Origin of the sequence: Streptomyces massasporeus, assembly GCF_014648995.1 — a bacterium.
GTDB classification, from domain to species: domain Bacteria; phylum Actinomycetota; class Actinomycetes; order Streptomycetales; family Streptomycetaceae; genus Streptomyces; species Streptomyces massasporeus.
Genome location: NZ_BMSE01000001.1, coordinates 1,046,834 through 1,063,844 on the forward strand (window position 1 = coordinate 1,046,834; position 17,011 = coordinate 1,063,844).

At 69.8% G+C, this 17,011-nt stretch carries 16 protein-coding genes; 13 read left to right on the top strand and 3 right to left on the bottom strand.

What is annotated here, in order from left to right; genetic code table 11:
* Positions 1-289: 289 nt before the first annotated feature.
* Positions 290-433 (bottom strand): hypothetical protein, encoded by a 144-nt coding sequence (locus IE153_RS04720; protein ID WP_189588466.1) that lies wholly within the window; start codon positions 431-433, stop codon positions 290-292.
* Positions 434-1,138: 705 nt separating this feature from the next.
* Here IE153_RS04720 and IE153_RS04725 point away from each other — a divergent pair.
* The 6 genes from IE153_RS04725 to IE153_RS04750 all read left to right on the top strand — a co-directional run bounded on the left by IE153_RS04725 (position 1,139) and on the right by IE153_RS04750 (position 8,915).
* Positions 1,139-1,777 carry a (2Fe-2S)-binding protein gene (locus tag IE153_RS04725; protein WP_189588467.1) on the top strand — a complete coding sequence of 213 codons (639 nt, stop codon included), beginning with the start codon at positions 1,139-1,141 and terminating at the stop codon, positions 1,775-1,777.
* 12 nt (positions 1,778-1,789) lie between these two features.
* A complete protein-coding gene (locus IE153_RS04730; protein WP_189588468.1) occupies positions 1,790-2,770 on the top strand; it encodes an FAD binding domain-containing protein in 981 nt (326 codons plus the stop codon).
* On the top strand, positions 2,767-4,962 hold the full coding sequence (locus IE153_RS04735) for a xanthine dehydrogenase family protein molybdopterin-binding subunit (RefSeq protein ID WP_189588469.1): 2,196 nt from the start codon (positions 2,767-2,769) through the stop codon (positions 4,960-4,962). The genes IE153_RS04730 and IE153_RS04735 overlap by 4 nt, the downstream gene beginning before the upstream one ends.
* 144 nt (positions 4,963-5,106) lie before the next feature.
* Positions 5,107-6,273, top strand: a complete 1,167-nt coding sequence (locus tag IE153_RS04740) for an XdhC family protein (protein ID WP_189588470.1) — start codon at positions 5,107-5,109, stop codon at positions 6,271-6,273.
* Positions 6,267-7,256 carry a GTP 3',8-cyclase MoaA gene (moaA, locus tag IE153_RS04745; RefSeq protein WP_189588471.1) on the top strand — a complete coding sequence of 330 codons (990 nt, stop codon included), beginning with the start codon at positions 6,267-6,269 and terminating at the stop codon, positions 7,254-7,256. Before IE153_RS04740 ends, moaA begins: the two co-directional genes overlap by 7 nt.
* Before the next feature lie 408 nt (positions 7,257-7,664).
* Positions 7,665-8,915: an MFS transporter gene (locus tag IE153_RS04750; protein WP_189588472.1), complete on the top strand. Its 1,251-nt coding sequence runs from the start codon at positions 7,665-7,667 to the stop codon at positions 8,913-8,915.
* A gap of 92 nt (positions 8,916-9,007) precedes the next feature.
* On the opposite strand, the gene IE153_RS04755 is transcribed toward IE153_RS04750, so the two are convergent.
* Both IE153_RS04755 and IE153_RS04760 read right to left on the bottom strand, forming a co-directional pair.
* Positions 9,008-9,877 (bottom strand): helix-turn-helix domain-containing protein, encoded by an 870-nt coding sequence (locus tag IE153_RS04755; protein ID WP_184588616.1) that lies wholly within the window; start codon positions 9,875-9,877, stop codon positions 9,008-9,010.
* Positions 9,874-10,758, bottom strand: a complete 885-nt coding sequence (locus IE153_RS04760; protein ID WP_189588473.1) for a helix-turn-helix domain-containing protein — start codon at positions 10,756-10,758, stop codon at positions 9,874-9,876. The genes IE153_RS04755 and IE153_RS04760 overlap by 4 nt, the downstream gene beginning before the upstream one ends.
* Before the next feature lie 172 nt (positions 10,759-10,930).
* Here IE153_RS04760 and IE153_RS04765 point away from each other — a divergent pair, with 172 nt between their 5' ends.
* From IE153_RS04765 to IE153_RS04795, 7 genes are all read left to right on the top strand, one after another.
* Positions 10,931-11,947 (top strand): zinc-dependent alcohol dehydrogenase family protein, encoded by a 1,017-nt coding sequence (locus IE153_RS04765; protein WP_189588474.1) that lies wholly within the window; start codon positions 10,931-10,933, stop codon positions 11,945-11,947.
* Between the two features lie 78 nt (positions 11,948-12,025).
* Entirely contained in the window at positions 12,026-12,691 is a 666-nt protein-coding gene (locus IE153_RS04770; protein WP_189588475.1) for an SDR family NAD(P)-dependent oxidoreductase, read from the top strand.
* A gap of 204 nt (positions 12,692-12,895) precedes the next feature.
* The gene (locus IE153_RS04775; RefSeq protein ID WP_308432127.1) at positions 12,896-13,243 is read left to right on the top strand and encodes a cyclophilin-like fold protein; all 348 of its coding nucleotides are present in this window, start codon (positions 12,896-12,898) and stop codon (positions 13,241-13,243) included.
* 180 nt (positions 13,244-13,423) lie between these two features.
* On the top strand, positions 13,424-14,680 hold the full coding sequence (locus tag IE153_RS04780) for an MFS transporter (RefSeq protein ID WP_189588477.1): 1,257 nt from the start codon (positions 13,424-13,426) through the stop codon (positions 14,678-14,680).
* 62 nt (positions 14,681-14,742) lie between these two features.
* Positions 14,743-15,510, top strand: a complete 768-nt coding sequence (locus IE153_RS04785; RefSeq protein ID WP_189588478.1) for an SDR family oxidoreductase — start codon at positions 14,743-14,745, stop codon at positions 15,508-15,510.
* A gap of 213 nt (positions 15,511-15,723) precedes the next feature.
* Positions 15,724-16,491 carry an SDR family NAD(P)-dependent oxidoreductase gene (locus IE153_RS04790; protein ID WP_189588562.1) on the top strand — a complete coding sequence of 256 codons (768 nt, stop codon included), beginning with the start codon at positions 15,724-15,726 and terminating at the stop codon, positions 16,489-16,491.
* Between the two features lie 71 nt (positions 16,492-16,562).
* A complete protein-coding gene (locus IE153_RS04795) occupies positions 16,563-16,991 on the top strand; it encodes a (R)-mandelonitrile lyase (protein WP_189588479.1) in 429 nt (142 codons plus the stop codon).
* The last annotated feature ends 20 nt before the right edge of the window (positions 16,992-17,011 follow it).

The window sequence follows — 17,011 nt, forward strand, 5'->3', positions numbered from 1 at the left end:
CTGTTGCGCTCGCGGAGTCAACGTGCCCAACGGATCAGCGGCAGCCCGTCTCACCTGGCGAAACAGGTCACCTTGGTGGGCGCCAAAATCTCCTGTTGCACGCTGCCGCTCCGTTACGCGAACACGTCGTTCTCGCCGACTCACGACGCCCCAGGATCGCGAACCGGGTACCGCAGGTGGAGGAGCTGCAAGTTGCCCAGGATCGCGATACCCCGAGGCGCTGACAACGTCCTTCACAGACATCGCCGCTGACCTCGACGCGGCCGGAATGGACGGTTCACCAGGCAAGTCAGTTGTCGGTGACGCGGTTGTCGCGGCCGTATGCCTCGGCCACCCAGACGGCGTCGAGCCCGGCCTTCTCCAGCCGCACGATCTCCTCGACGGCCTTGCGGGGGTCGTTCTCGGCGTACTCCAGGGTGGTGGCCAGCTCCATGGGCGTTCCTCTCCACGTCCGTTCCCGGGAACACCGGCATGCGCACGGCGGAAGCCGGTCCGGTACGGCTAGTCATCGCTCCCCGGCCAGTGTGGTGCGAGCGTGGCAGCCAAAGAAAAAAACTCAAGCACCCGTGCTTTTTAAGCCCTGGATCATCACCGGTATCTGGCGGGGATGTTCCCTACGACCCCGGCCACCGACGCCGCACCGGGTCTCGACCTCCCGCTGGTTCCACAACATGCGGGGCGACGAGGCCGCCTGTGCACGCGGCCGCAGCGCCGGGCTTCGTCAACGGTGGACACGCAGGCCGTGAAGACCTCAAGCGACGCCACGACGGCCGGTCGAGACACCGACGCCCTGTGAGATCAGCACGCGCCCTCTCGCCCGGAACAGGGGCTCTCGCCGACCTGCTGTTGTTATCTCTGCGGTGAACTCGCGGGGACGGCGACGTGCCGCGCCTTCGACGGCCCTCCCTCCTTCACCTAGCGCTTACTTGTGGGCGAAAAAACCAAGGGAAGGCCAAGGAAAAGCAAGGGGGGACAAAACTCTCCCTGCCATGAGTGACGCCTGTGGTGCAAGACTTTCGCGTGATCAGCCGCCCTGTCGAGGCGAGCGGTCACCCAGTTTCCCGCGGTGACGTCGATCTCGTGCCTGGTCTCCCGCTGGTGTACACGACTGATCCGTCCGTGATGCAAAGGCGAATGTATGTCCTCTGAACTCCCTGATTCCGCTGTTTCTCCGCCTTCCGGAGCCGGCGAGTCCACCTCGGGGCCCAGCCGGCGCACCGTCATCGCCACCGGTGTCGCGGTGGGTGGTGTCGTGGTGGCTGGAGGAACGCTCCTGGCAGGCGCCGAGGAAGCGCCCGCTACGGGGACGGCCCCTTCCAGCCGTGTGTCCCTGACGGTGAACGGCACCCGGCGGACGGTCACGGTCGACAACCGCACCTCGTTGCTGGATCTGCTGCGCGAGCACTTGGAGCTGACCGGCTCCAAGAAGGGCTGCAACGCCGGGGCCTGCGGGGCGTGCACGGTCCTGGTCGACGGGCAGCGCGTGAACTCCTGCCTGACGCTCGCGGCACGCCTGGAGGGCGCCGAGGTCACCACGATCGAGGGCCTGGCCGACGGTGACCGACTGCACCCGCTGCAGCAGGCGTTCGTCGACCAGGACGCCTTCCAGTGCGGCTACTGCACCCCCGGCCAGATCATGTCCGGGGTGGGCTGCATCAAGGAGGGGCACACCGGTTCGCCGGAGGAGATCCGGGAGTGGATGAGCGGCAACATCTGCCGCTGCGGCTGCTACGTGAAAATCGTGCGGGCCCTCGAGCAGACCGCCGGCCGGAAGTAAGGAGCCGCTGACATGCATCCCTTCTCGTTCACGAAGGCCGCGAACACCCGTGACGCCCTCGACGCGGGCCGCCACGGCGGCCGTTACATCGCCGGCGGCACCACCCTCGTCGACCTGATGCGCGAGACCGTGGAGCGCCCCGAGACCCTGGTCGACATCAGCGACCTGCCGCTGCGCGACGTCACGGTCGCCGAGCGCGGCGGCTTGCGCATCGGCGCGCTGGTGACCATGTCCGAGGCCGCCGCCCATCCCAAGGTGCGCTCGCTGTACCCCGTCATCTCCCAGGCGCTGGAACTGAGCGCTTCCGCCCAGCTGCGGAACATGGCCACCATCGGCGGCAACATCATGCAGCGCACCCGCTGCACCTACTTCCGCGACGTCACCGCCGACTGCAACAAGCGCGAGCCCGGCTCGGGTTGCGCCGCGCTGAAGGGCTTCAACCGTACGCACGCCATCCTCGGAACCTCCGACGCCTGCGTGGCCACCCACCCCTCCGACGCGGCCGTTGCGTTCGCCGCACTGGAAGCGCGGGTGCATCTGCTGGGCCCGGACGGGGAACGCCAGGTCCCCTTCGCCGACTTCCTGCTGCGTCCGGGCAACACACCGAATCGTGAACAGGCCCTGAGGCGGGGCGAGTTGATCACCGGACTGGAGGTTCCCGCGCTTCCGCGCCCGCTGAAGTCCGGCTATCTGAAGGTACGCGACCGGCAGTCCTACGAGTTCGCCCTGACGTCGGCGGCCGTGGCGCTGCACGTGCGGGGCGGGGTGATCCGGGAGGCGAAGGTCGCCGCCGGTGGAGTGGGCACCGTGCCGTGGAAGCTGCCCGCCGTGGAACGGCACCTCGTCGGTCAGCGTCCCTCGGATGCGCTGTGGGCGGCCGCCGCCGAGCGAGCCCGGGACGGCGCCCGGCCCCTTCGGCACAACCGGTTCAAAGTCGAGTTGCTCAAGCGGACCGTGGAACGTCAGCTGCGCGTCGTAGGAGGTAGCAAGTGAGTCCCCAGCCGCAGGCAGCCGTGGGCGCTCCGCTGTCCCGTGTGGATGGCCGGCTCAAAGTCACGGGCAAGGCGCGGTACGCCGCCGAGTTCGATGTCGACGGCGCGGTGCACGCGGTCATCGTCGATGCGAGTATCGGCCGCGGCCGCATCACCTCCCTCGACACCCGTGACGCCGAAAAGCACCCGGGCGTGCTGCGGGTGATCAGCCACCGCAACGCGCCGAAGCTGCCGTACCGCGACAACTCCGGCTCGAACAACCTGCCCGGGCGCAGGCTACGGGTGTTCCAGGACGACCGGGTGCTCTTCCACGGCCAGCCCGTCGCCGTCGTCGTCGCCACGACCCTGGAGGCCGCCCAGCACGGCGCCAGCCTGGTCAAGGTCGAGTACGACGCCGAGCAGCCCTCGACCGACCTTCACGAGGGCAAGCCGGACAAGCCGACGAACTACGCACGCGGCGACGCGGACGCCGGGCTGGCCTCCTCGGCCGTGCGCCTGGACCTGAGGTACCGGTTGGCGCGCAACCACCACAACCCGATGGAGCCGCACGCCACCATCGCCCGCTGGGACGGCAACAAGGTCACCGTGTGGGACAAGACGCAGTGGGTGATGGGCACCCGCGACGAGATCGCCGCCGTGTTCGACCTGCCCGCGGATGCGGTGCGGGTGATCAATCCGTTTGTCGGGGGCGGCTTCGGCAGCGGGCTGCGCTGCTGGCCGCACACGATCGTCGCCGCTGTGGCCGCGCGGGAGACGAAGCGGCCGGTCAAGCTGGTGCTCAGCCGTCGGCAGATGTACTTCGGCACCGGCTTCCGGCCCACCTACGAGTACCGGCTGCGACTGGGCAGCGACCGGCGCGGCCGGCTGACCGCCGCGACCCACGACATCGACGCGGAGACCTCGTCGTACGAGACGTTCACCGAAGGGGTCATGGCGCCCGGGCAGATGCTCTACAGCATGCCCCACGTCAGCCAGACCTACCGGACGGTGCCGCTGGATGTGAACACGCCGATCTGGATGCGCGGCCCCGGCTTCGCGTCGGCCTCGTTCGTCATCGAGTCGGCGATGGACGAGCTCGCCCACAAGCTCGGCGTCGACCCGATCGAGCTGCGCCGACGCAACGAACCGTCCGAGGACGAGGCGAAGAACCTGCCGTTCTCCACCCGGCGGCTGCGTGAGTGCTACACGGTCGGCGCCCGTGAGTTCGGCTGGGATCGCCGTAATCCCAGGCCCCGTTCCACCCGTGACGGGGACTGGCTGGTCGGCCTGGGGATGGCGGCCGGCGTCTACGACCCCGGGCGTTTCCCCGCGCAGGCCCGGGCCCGCCTCCACGCCGACGGCACCGCTGTGGTCGAGGCGGCCGCCACTGACATGGGTCCGGGCACCTACACCTCGCAGACCCAGGTGGCCGCGGACGCGCTCGGGCTGACCATGCGCACGGTGACCTTCAGGCTCGGTGACTCCCTGTATCCGCAGACCGGCCCGCACGGCGGCTCGTCGACCATGGCCAGCGTCGGCTCCGCCGTCGTCGACGCCTGCAACAAGGTGCGGCAGCAGGCGATCAGACTGGCCGTCGAGGACGAAGAGTCGCCTCTGCACGGAGTGCCGGCCGACGACGTCGTCGTGCGCAACGGGCGGCTGCACGTGCGTGGCACACCGGCCCGCGGAGAGACGTACCGCAGCCTCTTGGCCCGCCACAGCCGCTCCCACCTTGAAGCACGCGGCAACTATGCCGGTCCGCCGACTCCCGAACGGAACTCCTACAACGCCTACAACGCCACCTTCGCCGAGGTCGCGGTGGACGCGACGCTGGGGCTGGTGCGGGTCCGGCGCATGCTCGGCGTGTACGACGCGGGCCGCATCATCAGCCCCAAGCTCGCCGAGAGCCAGGCCATCGGCGGCATCGTGGGCGGCATCGGCACGGCCCTGCTGGAGCACACGGTCACCGACCACCGCGACGGCCGGATCGTCAACGCCAACCTCGCCGACTACCTCGTCCCCGTCAACGCCGACGTCCCCCAGGTACGGGCGATCTACCTGGACGGCGAGGACAACGCGGGCAACTCATTGGGGGTGAAGGGGCTCGGCGAGGTCGTCCAGGTGGGTGTGGCGGCCGCGATCGGCAACGCGGTCTTCAACGCCACCGGCCGACGGGTCCGTGAACTGCCCATCACCGCCGAGGCGTTGCTCTGACACCACCGCCTCCCTAGACGGGTCCGGCAGCCGAACCCCCCGTACGGCTGCCGGACCCTCCCGGGCCGCCGCCTCACATGCGCCCCCGTCAACGCGGCAGCGGCCCGCCTTCTGCGACAGCGACCGTCTGCTCTGGAGTCCCCCATGCTCAACATCGCGGACGCACTGCGCCGCTGGTGCCGCGAGGAACGCCCCTTCGCCCTGGCCACCGTCGTCGACCTCACCGGCAGCGCACCCCTGCCCATCGGTACCTCGGTAGCGGTGGACGAGGACGGCAACGCCATCGGCAGCATCTCCGGCGGGTGCGTCGAAGGCGCGGTGTACGAACTGTGCCAACAGGTGCTCCAAGAGCAAGGCCCTTCACAGCGTGCCCGGTTCGGCTACTCCGACGACGACGCCTTCGCCGTGGGACTGACCTGCGGTGGCGAACTCGACGTGCTCATCCAGTGCATCGACCCGGCCGCACAGCCGCATCTCGGCGCGGCGCTCGCCGAGGCGGTCGAGGGCCGGCCCGCCGCCGTCGCCCAGGTCGTGGACGGGCCTGAAGCATTGCTCGGCGCCACTTTGTGTGTCGTCGGCGGCAGTTGGATCGCCGACAGCGCGCTCGGCGACGGGCCGACCGGCCGGGCGGTGGCGGACTGGGCCACCGCCCAACTGCGCACCGGCCGCACCGCACTCCTCACGCTCGGCGGAGACGTCGGCACCTGCCCCGAGCAGCTCTCCGTCCTCGTCCACGCGGCCGCCACCCGCCCCCGCATGCTGATCTTCGGCGCCGTCGACTTCGCCGCCGCCCTCGCCCAAGCCGGCCGGTTCCTGGGCTATCACGTCACCGTGTGCGACGCCCGCCCCGTCTTCGCCACCAAGGCACGCTTCCCGCACGCCGACGAGGTGGTCGTCGACTGGCCCCACCGCTACCTGGCACAGACGGCCGTGGACGCCCGTACCGCCGTCTGTGTGCTCACCCACGACGCCAAGTTCGACATCCCCCTACTGCAGCTGGCACTCGACCTACCCGTCGGCTACGTCGGCGCGATGGGCTCCCGGCGCACCCACAAAGAGCGCCTTCTCCGTCTGCGCGAAGTAGGCGCCACACCGGAGCAGTTGGCCCGGCTGCGGTCCCCGATCGGCCTCGACCTCGGCGCCCGCACCCCCGAGGAGACGGCCATCTCCATCACCGCGGAGATCATCGCCCACCGGGGCCGAGGGAGCGGCTTGCCTCTGGTCCGGGTCAGCGGCCCGATCCACCGCGTTTCCCAGGCGGTACCGGAGACAGCGCGGCACCGGGAAGGAATGGTCTCGGGAACGTGCTGATCGACACCTACAGCCGGGTGGCCACCGACCTGAGGGTCTCGCTGACCGACCGGTGCAATCTGCGCTGCACCTACTGCATGCCCGAGGAGGGACTGGAGTGGCTGGCCAAGCCGGACCTGCTCACGGACGACGAGATCGTCCGTCTGATCGACATCGCCGTCACCACCCTCGGCATCGAAGGGGTCCGCTTCACCGGCGGCGAGCCCTTGCTGCGCCCCGGCCTGGCCGGCATCGTCGAGCAGGTCGCGGCACTTGACCCGCGCCCCCAGATGTCCCTCACGACCAACGGCATCGGCCTCAAACGCACGGCGGCCGCCCTGAAGGCGGCGGGCCTGGACCGGGTCAACGTCTCCCTCGACACCCTCCGCCCGGACGTCTTCAAGACCCTCACCCGCCGCGACCGCCACAAGGACGTCATCGAGGGCCTGTACGCCGCCCGCGAGGCGGGCCTGACCCCGGTCAAGGCCAACTCGGTCCTGATGCCCGGACTGAACGACGACGAGGCGCCAGAACTGCTGGCCTGGGCCGTGGAGCACGACTACGAGCTGCGCTTCATCGAGCAGATGCCCCTGGACGCCCAGCACGGCTGGAAGCGCGACGGCATGATCACCGCCGGGGACATCCTGACCTCCCTGCGCACCCGCTTCGAGCTCACCGAGGAGGGGTCCGAGCAGCGCGGCTCGGCCCCGGCGGAGCGCTGGCTCGTGGACGGCGGCCCGCATAACGTGGGCGTCATCGCCTCGGTCACCCGTCCGTTCTGCGCCGCCTGCGACCGCACCCGGCTCACCGCCGACGGCCAGGTACGAACCTGCCTGTTCGCTCGCGAGGAGACCGACCTGCGCGAGGCCCTGCGCTCCGACGCCTCCGACGAGGAGATCGCCCGCATCTGGCGCGAGGCGATGTGGGGCAAGAAGGCGGGCGCGGGCCTGGACGACCCGACGTTCGTCCAGCCGGGCCGCCCCATGTCCGCGATCGGAGGGTAAGAAATTCCCTCCTCGGATAGGAGCCTTCCCGGGACGGGGAATCCCACTGCTCGCCGCTGTATTTCTTGAATTCCTACGGAGCGACATGGCTCACAATCGGCGAGAACGTCGCCGACTTCGTCTACGGCCACGGCCTAATGACGACCAACGCACATATCGTCGCTGGCGTGGACCGTCCGAGGATCCAGGCCGGCGGGGCGAGGCAGACGCTGCCCGCGACCGTCGTCCCGTACAACCTGGCGGTGTCGCGGGGAAATCGGGAATCGTTCCCCGGGGAGATCACTCGCCGGTCCTTCACGAAGCAGGGAGAAATTCCTCCCCCTCACAGAACGCCCTTGCGGTGCGATGCTCTACAGCGTCCCCACCCCGCAGCGGTCGCACATCGCCCTGAAAAGAGAATGAAACCGAATGTCACCCATTCACGACGGCCGGCCCCACAGATTGCCCTTCGTCGTCCTGGTGCTGTCCGCCGGAACATTCCTCATGGGCACCACCGAATTCGTCATCGCGGGCCTGCTGCCCGAGATCGCCGACGATCTGAATGTCAGCGTGTCCCATGCGGGCCTGCTGATCACTGCCTTCGCAGCAGGCATGATCGTCGGCGCGCCGGTGATGGCGATCGCGACGCTGCACCTGCCCCGGCGCTCCACGCTGATCCTCGCGCTCGCCGTCTTCGCCCTGGGCCACCTGGTCGCCGCGCTCAGCTCGTCCTTCGCGCTCGTGCTCGCGGCCCGCGTGGTGACCGCACTGGCCACCGGGACCTTCTGGTGTGTCGGCGCGCTCGTGGCCACGACCGCGGCGGGACCGGCAGCGACGTCACGGGCCCTGGGCATGCTCCTGGGAGGTCTGACCGTGGCCACCGTGGCCGGCGTACCTCTGGGCGCGTGGCTGGGGCAGCTGTCGGGCTGGCGCGGGCCGTTCTGGGTACTGGCCGTACTGTCAGCCGGCGCGGCGGCGGTCATCGGCCGGTACATCCCTGCCGACGAGCGACGCGAAGCGCCGTCCGTCCGGGCCGAGTTCGCAGCGCTGCGCGATGTCCGGGTCTGGCTGACGCTCAGTGCCATGACGCTGCTGATGGGCGGGGTCCTGGCTACGTACACCTACATCTCGCCCCTGCTCACCGAACGGGCCGGCATCCCCGCCGCAGCCGTGCCCATGGTCCTGACCGGCTACGGCCTGGGCGCCCTGCTGGGCACCACGGTCGGCGGCCGCCTCGGCGACCGCCGACCCCTCGCCACGCTCATCACCTCCGCCGCTTTTACCACACTGGTCCTGCTGTTGTTGACCTTGCTCTCCCCGAACCCCGTGGCGGCCGTCATCTTGGTGACACTCATGGGGATGACCGGCTTCGCCGCGACCCCGGTGCTCGGCGCACTGGCCCTGCGCTTCTCCAGTTCCGCGCCCACCCTCGTCTCCGGCCTCAGCGGCTCGGCGCCCAACGTGGGCATCGCCATCGGCTCCTGGACGGCGGGCATCGCCCTGACCTCACCGCTGCAGCAGGCAGGGCCCCCGCTCGTCGGCACCGTGGCGGCCGCCCTCACTCTCCTACCGCTGACCGCGCTCGCGCTGATGCGCGCCACCCGCTCCGATACGCCCCCGCCTCAGCCAGGAACAGCCGCAGACCAGGCGATCCGGTGCGGCACTCAGGACATCGGCTGACGCAAGGCTCGCCCACGGGCTGCACCTCACGCTCGGAGCGACAGAGCCTGAGGTACAGCCGGTCGGGATCCCTCGGTTGGGCACGGCACCAGTCAGCGGAGGGATGCAGAGGGCGAAAGGTTCTGCTCGGTGGCCCAGCTGGCGAGGATGCGCAGTCGCTCGTGGGTGGGCGAACCGGGGGCGGCGGTCCAGACGGTCAGGTGCTGGTCGGGATCGGTATTGGCGGTGAGGGTGTCCCAGTCCAGGACGAGTTCGCCGACGACCGGATGGTTGAGGGTCTTGGTGCCCACGGTGCGGGCCGCGACCCGGTGATCGCCCCACCACTGGGCGAACTGCTTGTCCCGTGTGGACAGTTCACCGACCAGCTCGATGAGACGGGGATCCTCGGGATACTTCGCCGCCTCCATCCGCACCTGCGCCACGGCGATCCGCGCCGAGCCCTCCCAGTCGGCGTAGAGGCTGCGCATCGCCGGATCGGTGAAGATGAGCCGCGGGTAGTTGCGGTGCTTCTCCGCAATACGGGAGAAGTCGGTGACCAGGGCGGCGGCCAGTGCGTTCCACGCGAGAATGTCCCCGCGCCGGCCCTGCACGATGGCCGGGGTAGCGGTGAGGTCGTCCAGTACGCGTTGCAACTGGGGTTGTACCTTCTGCCTGCCGTGGCGCCGGGTGCGGGTGGTGGTCTTGCCCGCGAGCTGGAAGAGATAGCCCCGCTCGTCGTCGTCCAGGTGGAGGACGCGGGCGATGATGTCCAGGACGGGGGCGGACGCCTGCATACGGCCCTGCTCGAGACGCGTGTAGTAGTCCGTGCTGATCGAGGCGAGCTGGGCGACCTCCTCACGGCGCAGCCCGTCCACCCGGCGGGGACCCCCGGTCTCCGGCAGCCCGACCGTGCGCGGGCTCAGTTCGGAGCGGCGCTTCTTGAGGAACTCGCCCAGCTCATTGAGCGGAACGTTGCTGGTCATGCTTCCCATCCTGACGAGGTCGGCAGGTTCTGGTCGGCGGCCCAGGAGGTGAGGATGCGCAGCTGGTCGTGCGCGGGGGAGCCCGGGGCGGCGGTCCAGACCGTCATGTACTGGTCGGGGTCGGTGCTGGCGGTGAGGGTGTCGCAGTCGAGGGTGACCTCGCCCACGACCGGATGGATCAGGGTCTTCGTGCCCACGGTGCGGGCGGCAACCCGGTGGTCGCCCCACCACCGGGCGAACTGCTGGTCCCGCATGGACAGTTCACCCACAAGTGCGATCAGACGAGGGCTTTCGGGATACTTCGCCGCTTCCATCCGCAGCTGCGCCACGGTGACCTGCGCAGTTGTCTCCCAGTCGGCGAACAGGCTGCGCATCGCCGGATCGGTGAAGAGGAGCCGCGGATAGTTGCGGTGCTTCTCCGGAACGCGGGAGAAATCCGTGACCAGCGCGGCAGCCAGCGCATTCCACGCCAAAATGTCCCCGCGCCGCCCCTGCACGATGGCCGGGACGGAGGTGAGGTCCTCCAGCACCCGCTGCAGTTGCGGCTGGACCTTCTGCGCGCCACGGCGCCGCGTGCGCACGGTGGTCTTGCCCGCGAGCTGGAACAGGTAGCCCCGCTCGTCGTCGTCCAGGTGGAGGACGCGGGCGATGATGTCCAGCACTGGAGCCGACGCCTGCATACGGCCCTGCTCGAGACGCGTGTAGTAGTCCGTACTGATGGAGGCGAGCTGGGCGACCTCTTCGCGGCGCAGCCCTTCGACCCGGCGGGGCCGGCTGGTCGACGGAAGTCCGACCGTGTGCGGGCTCAGCTGTGAGCGGCGCTTCTTGAGGAATTCTCCCAGTTCATTCAGGGTGACATTGCTGGTCATGCTTCCCAGCATTACATCGATCGCACCCGCGGAAGGGGGGAGAATTTCCTCCCTGGATGTTCCTCTCCCCGGATAGATTCCTCCGCTTATCGCATCCGCCCTCGCGTGTGAGGCTCGATTTCGTGCAGCCGTTCCGGATTACCGGCTGCGATCCCGACCCCCGTACCGAAGGAGGCACCCCATCATGCGCGGAGCAGTCATTCACGCCCCCGGCGACGTGCGCTTCGAGACCCTGGACGACCCGAAGATCAGCCGGCCGACCGACGCGATCATCCGCACGGTCGCCACCTGCGTGTGCGGCTCGGACCTGTGGCCCTACCGCGGCGCGGAGCCGGTGGACGAGCCTCACCCCATGGGGCACGAATACGTCGGCATCGTCGAGGAGGTCGGCACCGAGGTCATCCACGTCAAGCCCGGCCAGTTCGTGGTCGGCTCCTTCGCCACCTCGGACAACACCTGCGCCAACTGCCGCAACGGCTGGCAGTCCTCCTGCCTGCACCGCGAGTTCATGAGCACCTGCCAGGCCGACTACGTACGCATACCCAACGCCCACGGCACCCTCGTCGCCACCGACGAGCACCCGGACGCCGAGTTCGTGCCCAGCCTGCTCGCCGTCTCCGATGTGATGGGCACCGGCTGGTACGCCGCCCTCGCCGCCGAGGTCACCCCCGGATCGACGGCCGTGGTCGTCGGCGACGGAGCGGTCGGTCTGTGCGGTGTCATCGCGGCCAGGGAACTGGGCGCGGAGCGGATCATCGCCATGAGCCGCCACGAGTCTCGGCAGAAGCTGGCCCTCGACTTCGGCGCCACCGACATCGTCACCGAACGCGGCGAAGAAGGCATCGCCCGCGTCAAGGACCTCACCGGCGGCATCGGCGCCGACTCCGTACTGGAGTGTGTCGGCACCCCCGAGTCCATGCGCCAGGCCCTGCACTCCGCCCGCCCCGGCGGCAATGTGGGCTTCGTCGGCGTCCCGCACGACGTTTCGGTCGAGGGGCAGGAACTGTTCTTCTCCCAGGTCGGGCTGCGGGGCGGTCCCGCCCCGGTGCGCCGCTACCTGCCCGACCTGATCGACCGGGTCCTGGACGGCCGGATCAATCCGGGCAAGGTCTTCGACCTCACCCTCCCCCTGGACCAGGTCGCCGAGGGCTACAAGGCGATGGACGAGCGTCGCGCCATCAAGGCCCTCCTGAAGCCCTGACCACAACCCGTCCCGCCGCTGGGCCCCGGGCATCCGACGCCTGACCCCGGCACGGCCCCTCGACACTAAGGACTCACCGTGACCACGTTCGCCCTCATTGGCGCTGGACCCGGCCTCGGGCTCGCCACCGCCCGCCGCTTCGGAGCCGCCGGCCACAGCGTCGCTCTCATCGCCCGCAACACCCAGCGCCTGGACGACCTCACGGCCGAGCTGGCCCGTGACGGCATCGAGGCACGCGGCTTCGCCGCCGACGTCCTCGACATCGAGTCCCTCACCGCCGCCCTGTACGCGGCCGGGACCTCGCTTGGGACCGTCGAGATTCTCCAGTACAGCCCTGTGCCCCGGGCCGACTTCATGAAGCCGGTCCTGGACACCGGCGCCGACGATCTCGACGCGCCCCTCGCCTTCTCCGTCAAGGGCCCCGTCGCCGCGGTGAACGCCGTCCTGCCCGGCATGCGGGACCTCGGCCGCGGCACGGTGCTGTTCGTCAACGGCTCCAGCGCCGTACGCCCCAACCCGAAGGTGGCCGGCACCTCAGTCGCCTTCGCCGCCGAGAGCGCGTACGCCCGCATGCTCCACGACACGCTCGCTCCGCAGAACATCCATGTCGCGCAGCTGATCGTGCCCGGCGCCATTCGGCCCGACGCTGAACACAGCAGCCCCGATGCTCTGGCCCGGCGCCTGTACGACATCCATACCGAGCGCGACGGCTTCCGCCACTACTCCGAGCCCCTGCCCGACTGAATACCTGGACGCCCTGTGATGCCGACCGCCCGCTCCACCCTGGCGGCCCGTGGCGCCGCAGCCGCGGCCCTGCTCCTTGCCGTCACCGCCTGCACCGACAACGCACCCGCCGCATCTTCCGCCCCCTCGGCGTCGTCCCCTTCCGGACGGCAACAGATGCCGACACACGCGGCAGCCACCGCATCATCCGACAGGAATACCGAAATGAACATCCAGGTCACCATCGACGGCCAACCGGTCGATGCCACCCTGAACGACAACGCCGTAGCCCGCGACTTCGCCTCCCTGCTGCCGCTCAGCCTCGATCTGGAGGACTTCCATCAGACGGAGCGGATCGCTTACCTGCCCCGCAAGCTGGACATCACCAGCGCCCCGGACCCGGCCCCAGTGAAGGCCGGCAACCTGGCCTACTACGCACCCTGGGGCAACCTGGCGCTGTTCTACCGCGACGGCGGCTCCGCCTCCTCCGACCTGATCATCCTCGGCCACCTCGACATCGACACCGAACGGCTCGCCAACGCCGCACGCATCACCGTCGAAGCCGCCCCCTGACCCGGCCGCAGCCACTGCAAGCATCCGGTCGGCGCCCCATAGGGGGAGAACGTCCTCCCCTTTTCCTACCCTCCGGCCGTGGAACCGTGAAAGTCGTGGCCGCCGTCCGCTCCGGCGGCCTCCGCGTCACCCACCCCGGCCCGCCCTATCCGCCATTTCGCTCAAGGAGAGACCGCACGTATGTCTTCCGCATCCGGGACCACCCCCGGCAAGCTCCCCATTGTCGTCTGGGTGCTCGCCGCCGGGACGTTCCTGATGGGCACCACTGAGTTCGTCATCGCCGGACTGCTGACCGAACTGTCCACCGGCCTGGGTGTGAGCACCTCCCAGGCAGGGCTGCTGATCACCGCCTTCGCCGTCGGCATGATCATCGGGGCGCCGACCATGGCGATGGCGACCCTGCGCCTGCCCCAGCGCCAGACGCTGATCCTGGCCCTGTCGGTCTTCAGCCTCGGTCACGTGGTGGCGGCCCTCAGCACCTCCTTCACCGTCGTCCTGGCCGCCCGCGTCGTCACCGCGCTGGCGACCGGAGCGTTCTGGTCCGTCGGTTTCGTCGTCGCCACCGCCGCCGCGGGCCCACAGAGGGCCACCCGCGCGACCGGCGTCATGATCGGTGGGCTGACCCTGGCCAACGTCGTCGGCGTGCCCATCGGCTCCTTCGCCGGCCAGTTCGTGGGCTGGCGCGGCCCGTTCTGGGCACTGGCCGCTCTCTCCGCGCTCGCCGCCGTCTTCATCGGCCGTTTCATCCCCGCCCGGGAAGAGCGCGCGACCGTCTCGCTGCGCGCGGAGTTCGGCGCCCTGCGTCAGGGTCGGCTGTGGCTGGCGCTGAGCGCCGCCGTGTTCATCATGGGCGGTGTCCTGGCGACGTACAGCTACGTCACCCCGCTGCTGACCGACCGCGCCGGCATCCCGGCGGGCGCCGTGCCGTTCGTCCTCATCGCTTTCGGCGTCGGTGCCCTGGGCGGCACCACCACCGGTGGTCGGCTGGGCGAGCACCGTCCGATGGCCACCACCCTCACCGCAGCCGCGGCCACCGCTCTGGTGCTGTTCTTGATGATCCCGCTGTCCGCCGGCGCGGTCACGGCCACGATCCTGGTCTTTCTCATGGGCCTGACCGGTTTCGCGGTGAACCCCGTCGTCACGGCGCTCGCCATGCGTTTCGCCGGTGACGCCCCGACCCTGACGTCCGCGCTGACCACCTCCGCCTTCAACGTCGGTGTGGCCGGCGGGTCCTGGATCGCGGGTACGGCCCTGGACTCCTCCCTCGGCGTGACCGGACCGCCCCTGGTCGGCGCCGTCATCGCCACCCTCACCCTGCTCCCACTCATCGCCCTCGCCGTCCGCGGCGCCTCCGGCAAGAGCCGCATCGTAGCTCAGCGCACCGCTCCGGCCCACGCGCCGAGTGACCAACCCGCACGGACGCCGTCGCATCACTGAGTCCGCCAGCGTCCGCCACGAGCTGGCGCCGTGTCCCGCCGTACCGAACGAGAGGATCGATCATGAGCGCCAACGACCACGCGTTCACCGGCAAGGCGGCCTTCGTGACCGGAGCCGCGTCCGGCATCGGCCGCGCCACGGCCCTCGCCTTCGCCCGCGCGGGCGCCCGCGTCGCACTCGCCGACCTGTCCACAGAAGGGCTCGAGGAGAGCGCACGGCTGATCAGGGAAGTGGGCGGCCAGGCCCTGGCACTGACGTGTGACGTCACCGACGAGGCCGCGGTGAATTCCGCCTTGGACGAGACCGTCCGGGCATTCGGCCGCCTCGATGCCGCCTTCAACAGCGCCGGGATCGAGCAGCCGGTGAAACCCGCCGTCGATGTCACCAAGGACGAATGGGACCGAGTCCTCGGCGTCAGTCTCACCGGCACGTTCCTCTGTATGAAGCACCAGATCCTCCTGATGCAACAGCAGCAGTCCGGCGCCATCGTCAACGCCTCCTCGGGTGCAGGCGTCAAGGGCTTCAAGGGCTCGGCGGCCTACACCGCGGCCAAGCACGGCGTCATCGGCTTGACCCGTTCGGCCGCCCTCGACTATGCGGCCTCGGGCATCCGCATCAACGCCATCTGCCCCGGCATCATCGATACCGCGATGATCGAACGCTTCGCACAGAGCACCCCCGGAGGCCGCGAGGCCCTCATCGCGGACGAGCCGATCGGACGTCTCGGCACACCGGAGGAGATCGCCGCCGCCGTGCTCTGGCTCTGCTCGGACGCCGCCTCCTTCACCACCGGCCACGCCCTGGTCGTCGACGGCGGACAAACCATCTGAAGGTGGCTGCGCCCCATCGGCCTCCCATTCCATCAACTCGGGTGGATCGTGGTCCGGCGCACGGCCCCTGTACGCCCGAGGAGCCCGCACCGACGCCGTGCGGATCCTCCGCAGCACGACCACAGACAGGATGCGCGAACGCGCGCACCAACCGCGCCACGACCCCAAGACGAGACCCAGACCACAGAACAGCCCTTGATCGGAGAGCACGACGTGAACCCCACCTACGACTTCACCGGCAAGGTTGCCTTCGTCACGGGGGCTGGCGCCGGCATGGGCCTGGCGACCTCCCGCGCCTTCGCCGAGTCCGGGGCCGCCGTCGCCCTCACCGACGTCGACGAAGCCGCCCTCAACACCGCCGCGAAGAGCCTCACCGATGCAGGCCACCGGGTGCTCGCCCTGACCTGCGACGTCAGCGACGAGGACCAGGTCGCCGCCGCGGTCGACCGCACGGTTGAGACCTTCGGCCGCCTCGACATGGCCTACAACAACGCCGGCATCCAGATCCCGCCCAGCGACGCCGCCGAGGAACCCGCCGAACGCTTCGACCGCGTCAACGCGATCAACCTCCGTGGCATCTGGGCCTGCATGAAGCACGAGCTGCGGCACATGCGCGCCCAGGGCAGCGGCGCCATCGTCAACTGCTCCTCGCTCGGCGGCCTGGTCGGGCTGCCCGGCCGCGCCTCCTACCACGCCTCCAAGCACGGCGTGATCGGCCTGACCAGCAGCGCGGCCCTGGAGTACGCCCCGCGCGGCATCCGCGTCAACGCCGTCTGCCCCGGCACCATCGACACCCCCATGGTCAGCGACATGATCGCCAAGGGAGAACTCGACCGCGCCGAAGCCGAGGCCGACCAGCCCATCAACCGGCTCGGCACCGCCGACGAGATCGCCCAGGCCGTCCTGTGGCTGTGCAGCCCCGGAGCCGGCTTCGTCGTCGGCGTCGCCCTCCCCATCGACGGCGGCTACGTCGCCCGATAAGGACCGGCCCCGACGTCGGCATCGGGCCAGCACCCCGAACCCCGCTCGTAGGCAAGGATGTGTGAGGCGCCATGAGGTTCGTCCAGCAGCAGCCCAGCAGCAAGGCCCCGTCGGACTGGTTCACCGGTGACGTGTGGTGGGACGTCATCCACGCCGACCAGGAGCCGTCCCGGATGCGCGTCGACATGGTCCGTTTCTCACCTGGCTCGCGCACCAACTGGCACTCGCATGTGCTGGGCCAGGCCCTGCACGTCGTCTTCGGTGTCGCCCTGATCGGCAACCGGGACGGCACGATCGCCGAGGCCCGCCCGGGCGAGACGATCACCTGCCTGCCCGGCGAGGAGCACTGGCACGGCGCCGTCTCCGACCGGTTTATGGAGCACCTCGCCCTGTGGGAGTCCAAGGACGACGGCTGCACCGAAACCACCTGGGCCGGACCGTTCACCGACGAGCAGTACCACGGCCCACAGACCCGCGAACTGCCGCGGGCTACCTCCTGATCCCCCTGACACGCTGAGGA

Coding starts and splice junctions, on each gene's coding strand:
- IE153_RS04760 (WP_189588473.1), bottom strand. CDS start 10,758: ATGCTGGGAAGCATGACCAGCAATGTCACCCTGAATGAACTGGGAGAA.
- IE153_RS04780 (WP_189588477.1), top strand. CDS start 13,424: ATGTCTTCCGCATCCGGGACCACCCCCGGCAAGCTCCCCATTGTCGTC.
- IE153_RS04785 (WP_189588478.1), top strand. CDS start 14,743: ATGAGCGCCAACGACCACGCGTTCACCGGCAAGGCGGCCTTCGTGACC.
- IE153_RS04740 (WP_189588470.1), top strand. CDS start 5,107: ATGCTCAACATCGCGGACGCACTGCGCCGCTGGTGCCGCGAGGAACGC.
- IE153_RS04755 (WP_184588616.1), bottom strand. CDS start 9,877: ATGACCAGCAACGTTCCGCTCAATGAGCTGGGCGAGTTCCTCAAGAAG.
- IE153_RS04795 (WP_189588479.1), top strand. CDS start 16,563: ATGAGGTTCGTCCAGCAGCAGCCCAGCAGCAAGGCCCCGTCGGACTGG.
- IE153_RS04750 (WP_189588472.1), top strand. CDS start 7,665: ATGTCACCCATTCACGACGGCCGGCCCCACAGATTGCCCTTCGTCGTC.
- IE153_RS04720 (WP_189588466.1), bottom strand. CDS start 433: ATGGAGCTGGCCACCACCCTGGAGTACGCCGAGAACGACCCCCGCAAG.
- IE153_RS04730 (WP_189588468.1), top strand. CDS start 1,790: ATGCATCCCTTCTCGTTCACGAAGGCCGCGAACACCCGTGACGCCCTC.
- IE153_RS04765 (WP_189588474.1), top strand. CDS start 10,931: ATGCGCGGAGCAGTCATTCACGCCCCCGGCGACGTGCGCTTCGAGACC.
- IE153_RS04775 (WP_308432127.1), top strand. CDS start 12,896: ATGAACATCCAGGTCACCATCGACGGCCAACCGGTCGATGCCACCCTG.
- IE153_RS04725 (WP_189588467.1), top strand. CDS start 1,139: ATGTCCTCTGAACTCCCTGATTCCGCTGTTTCTCCGCCTTCCGGAGCC.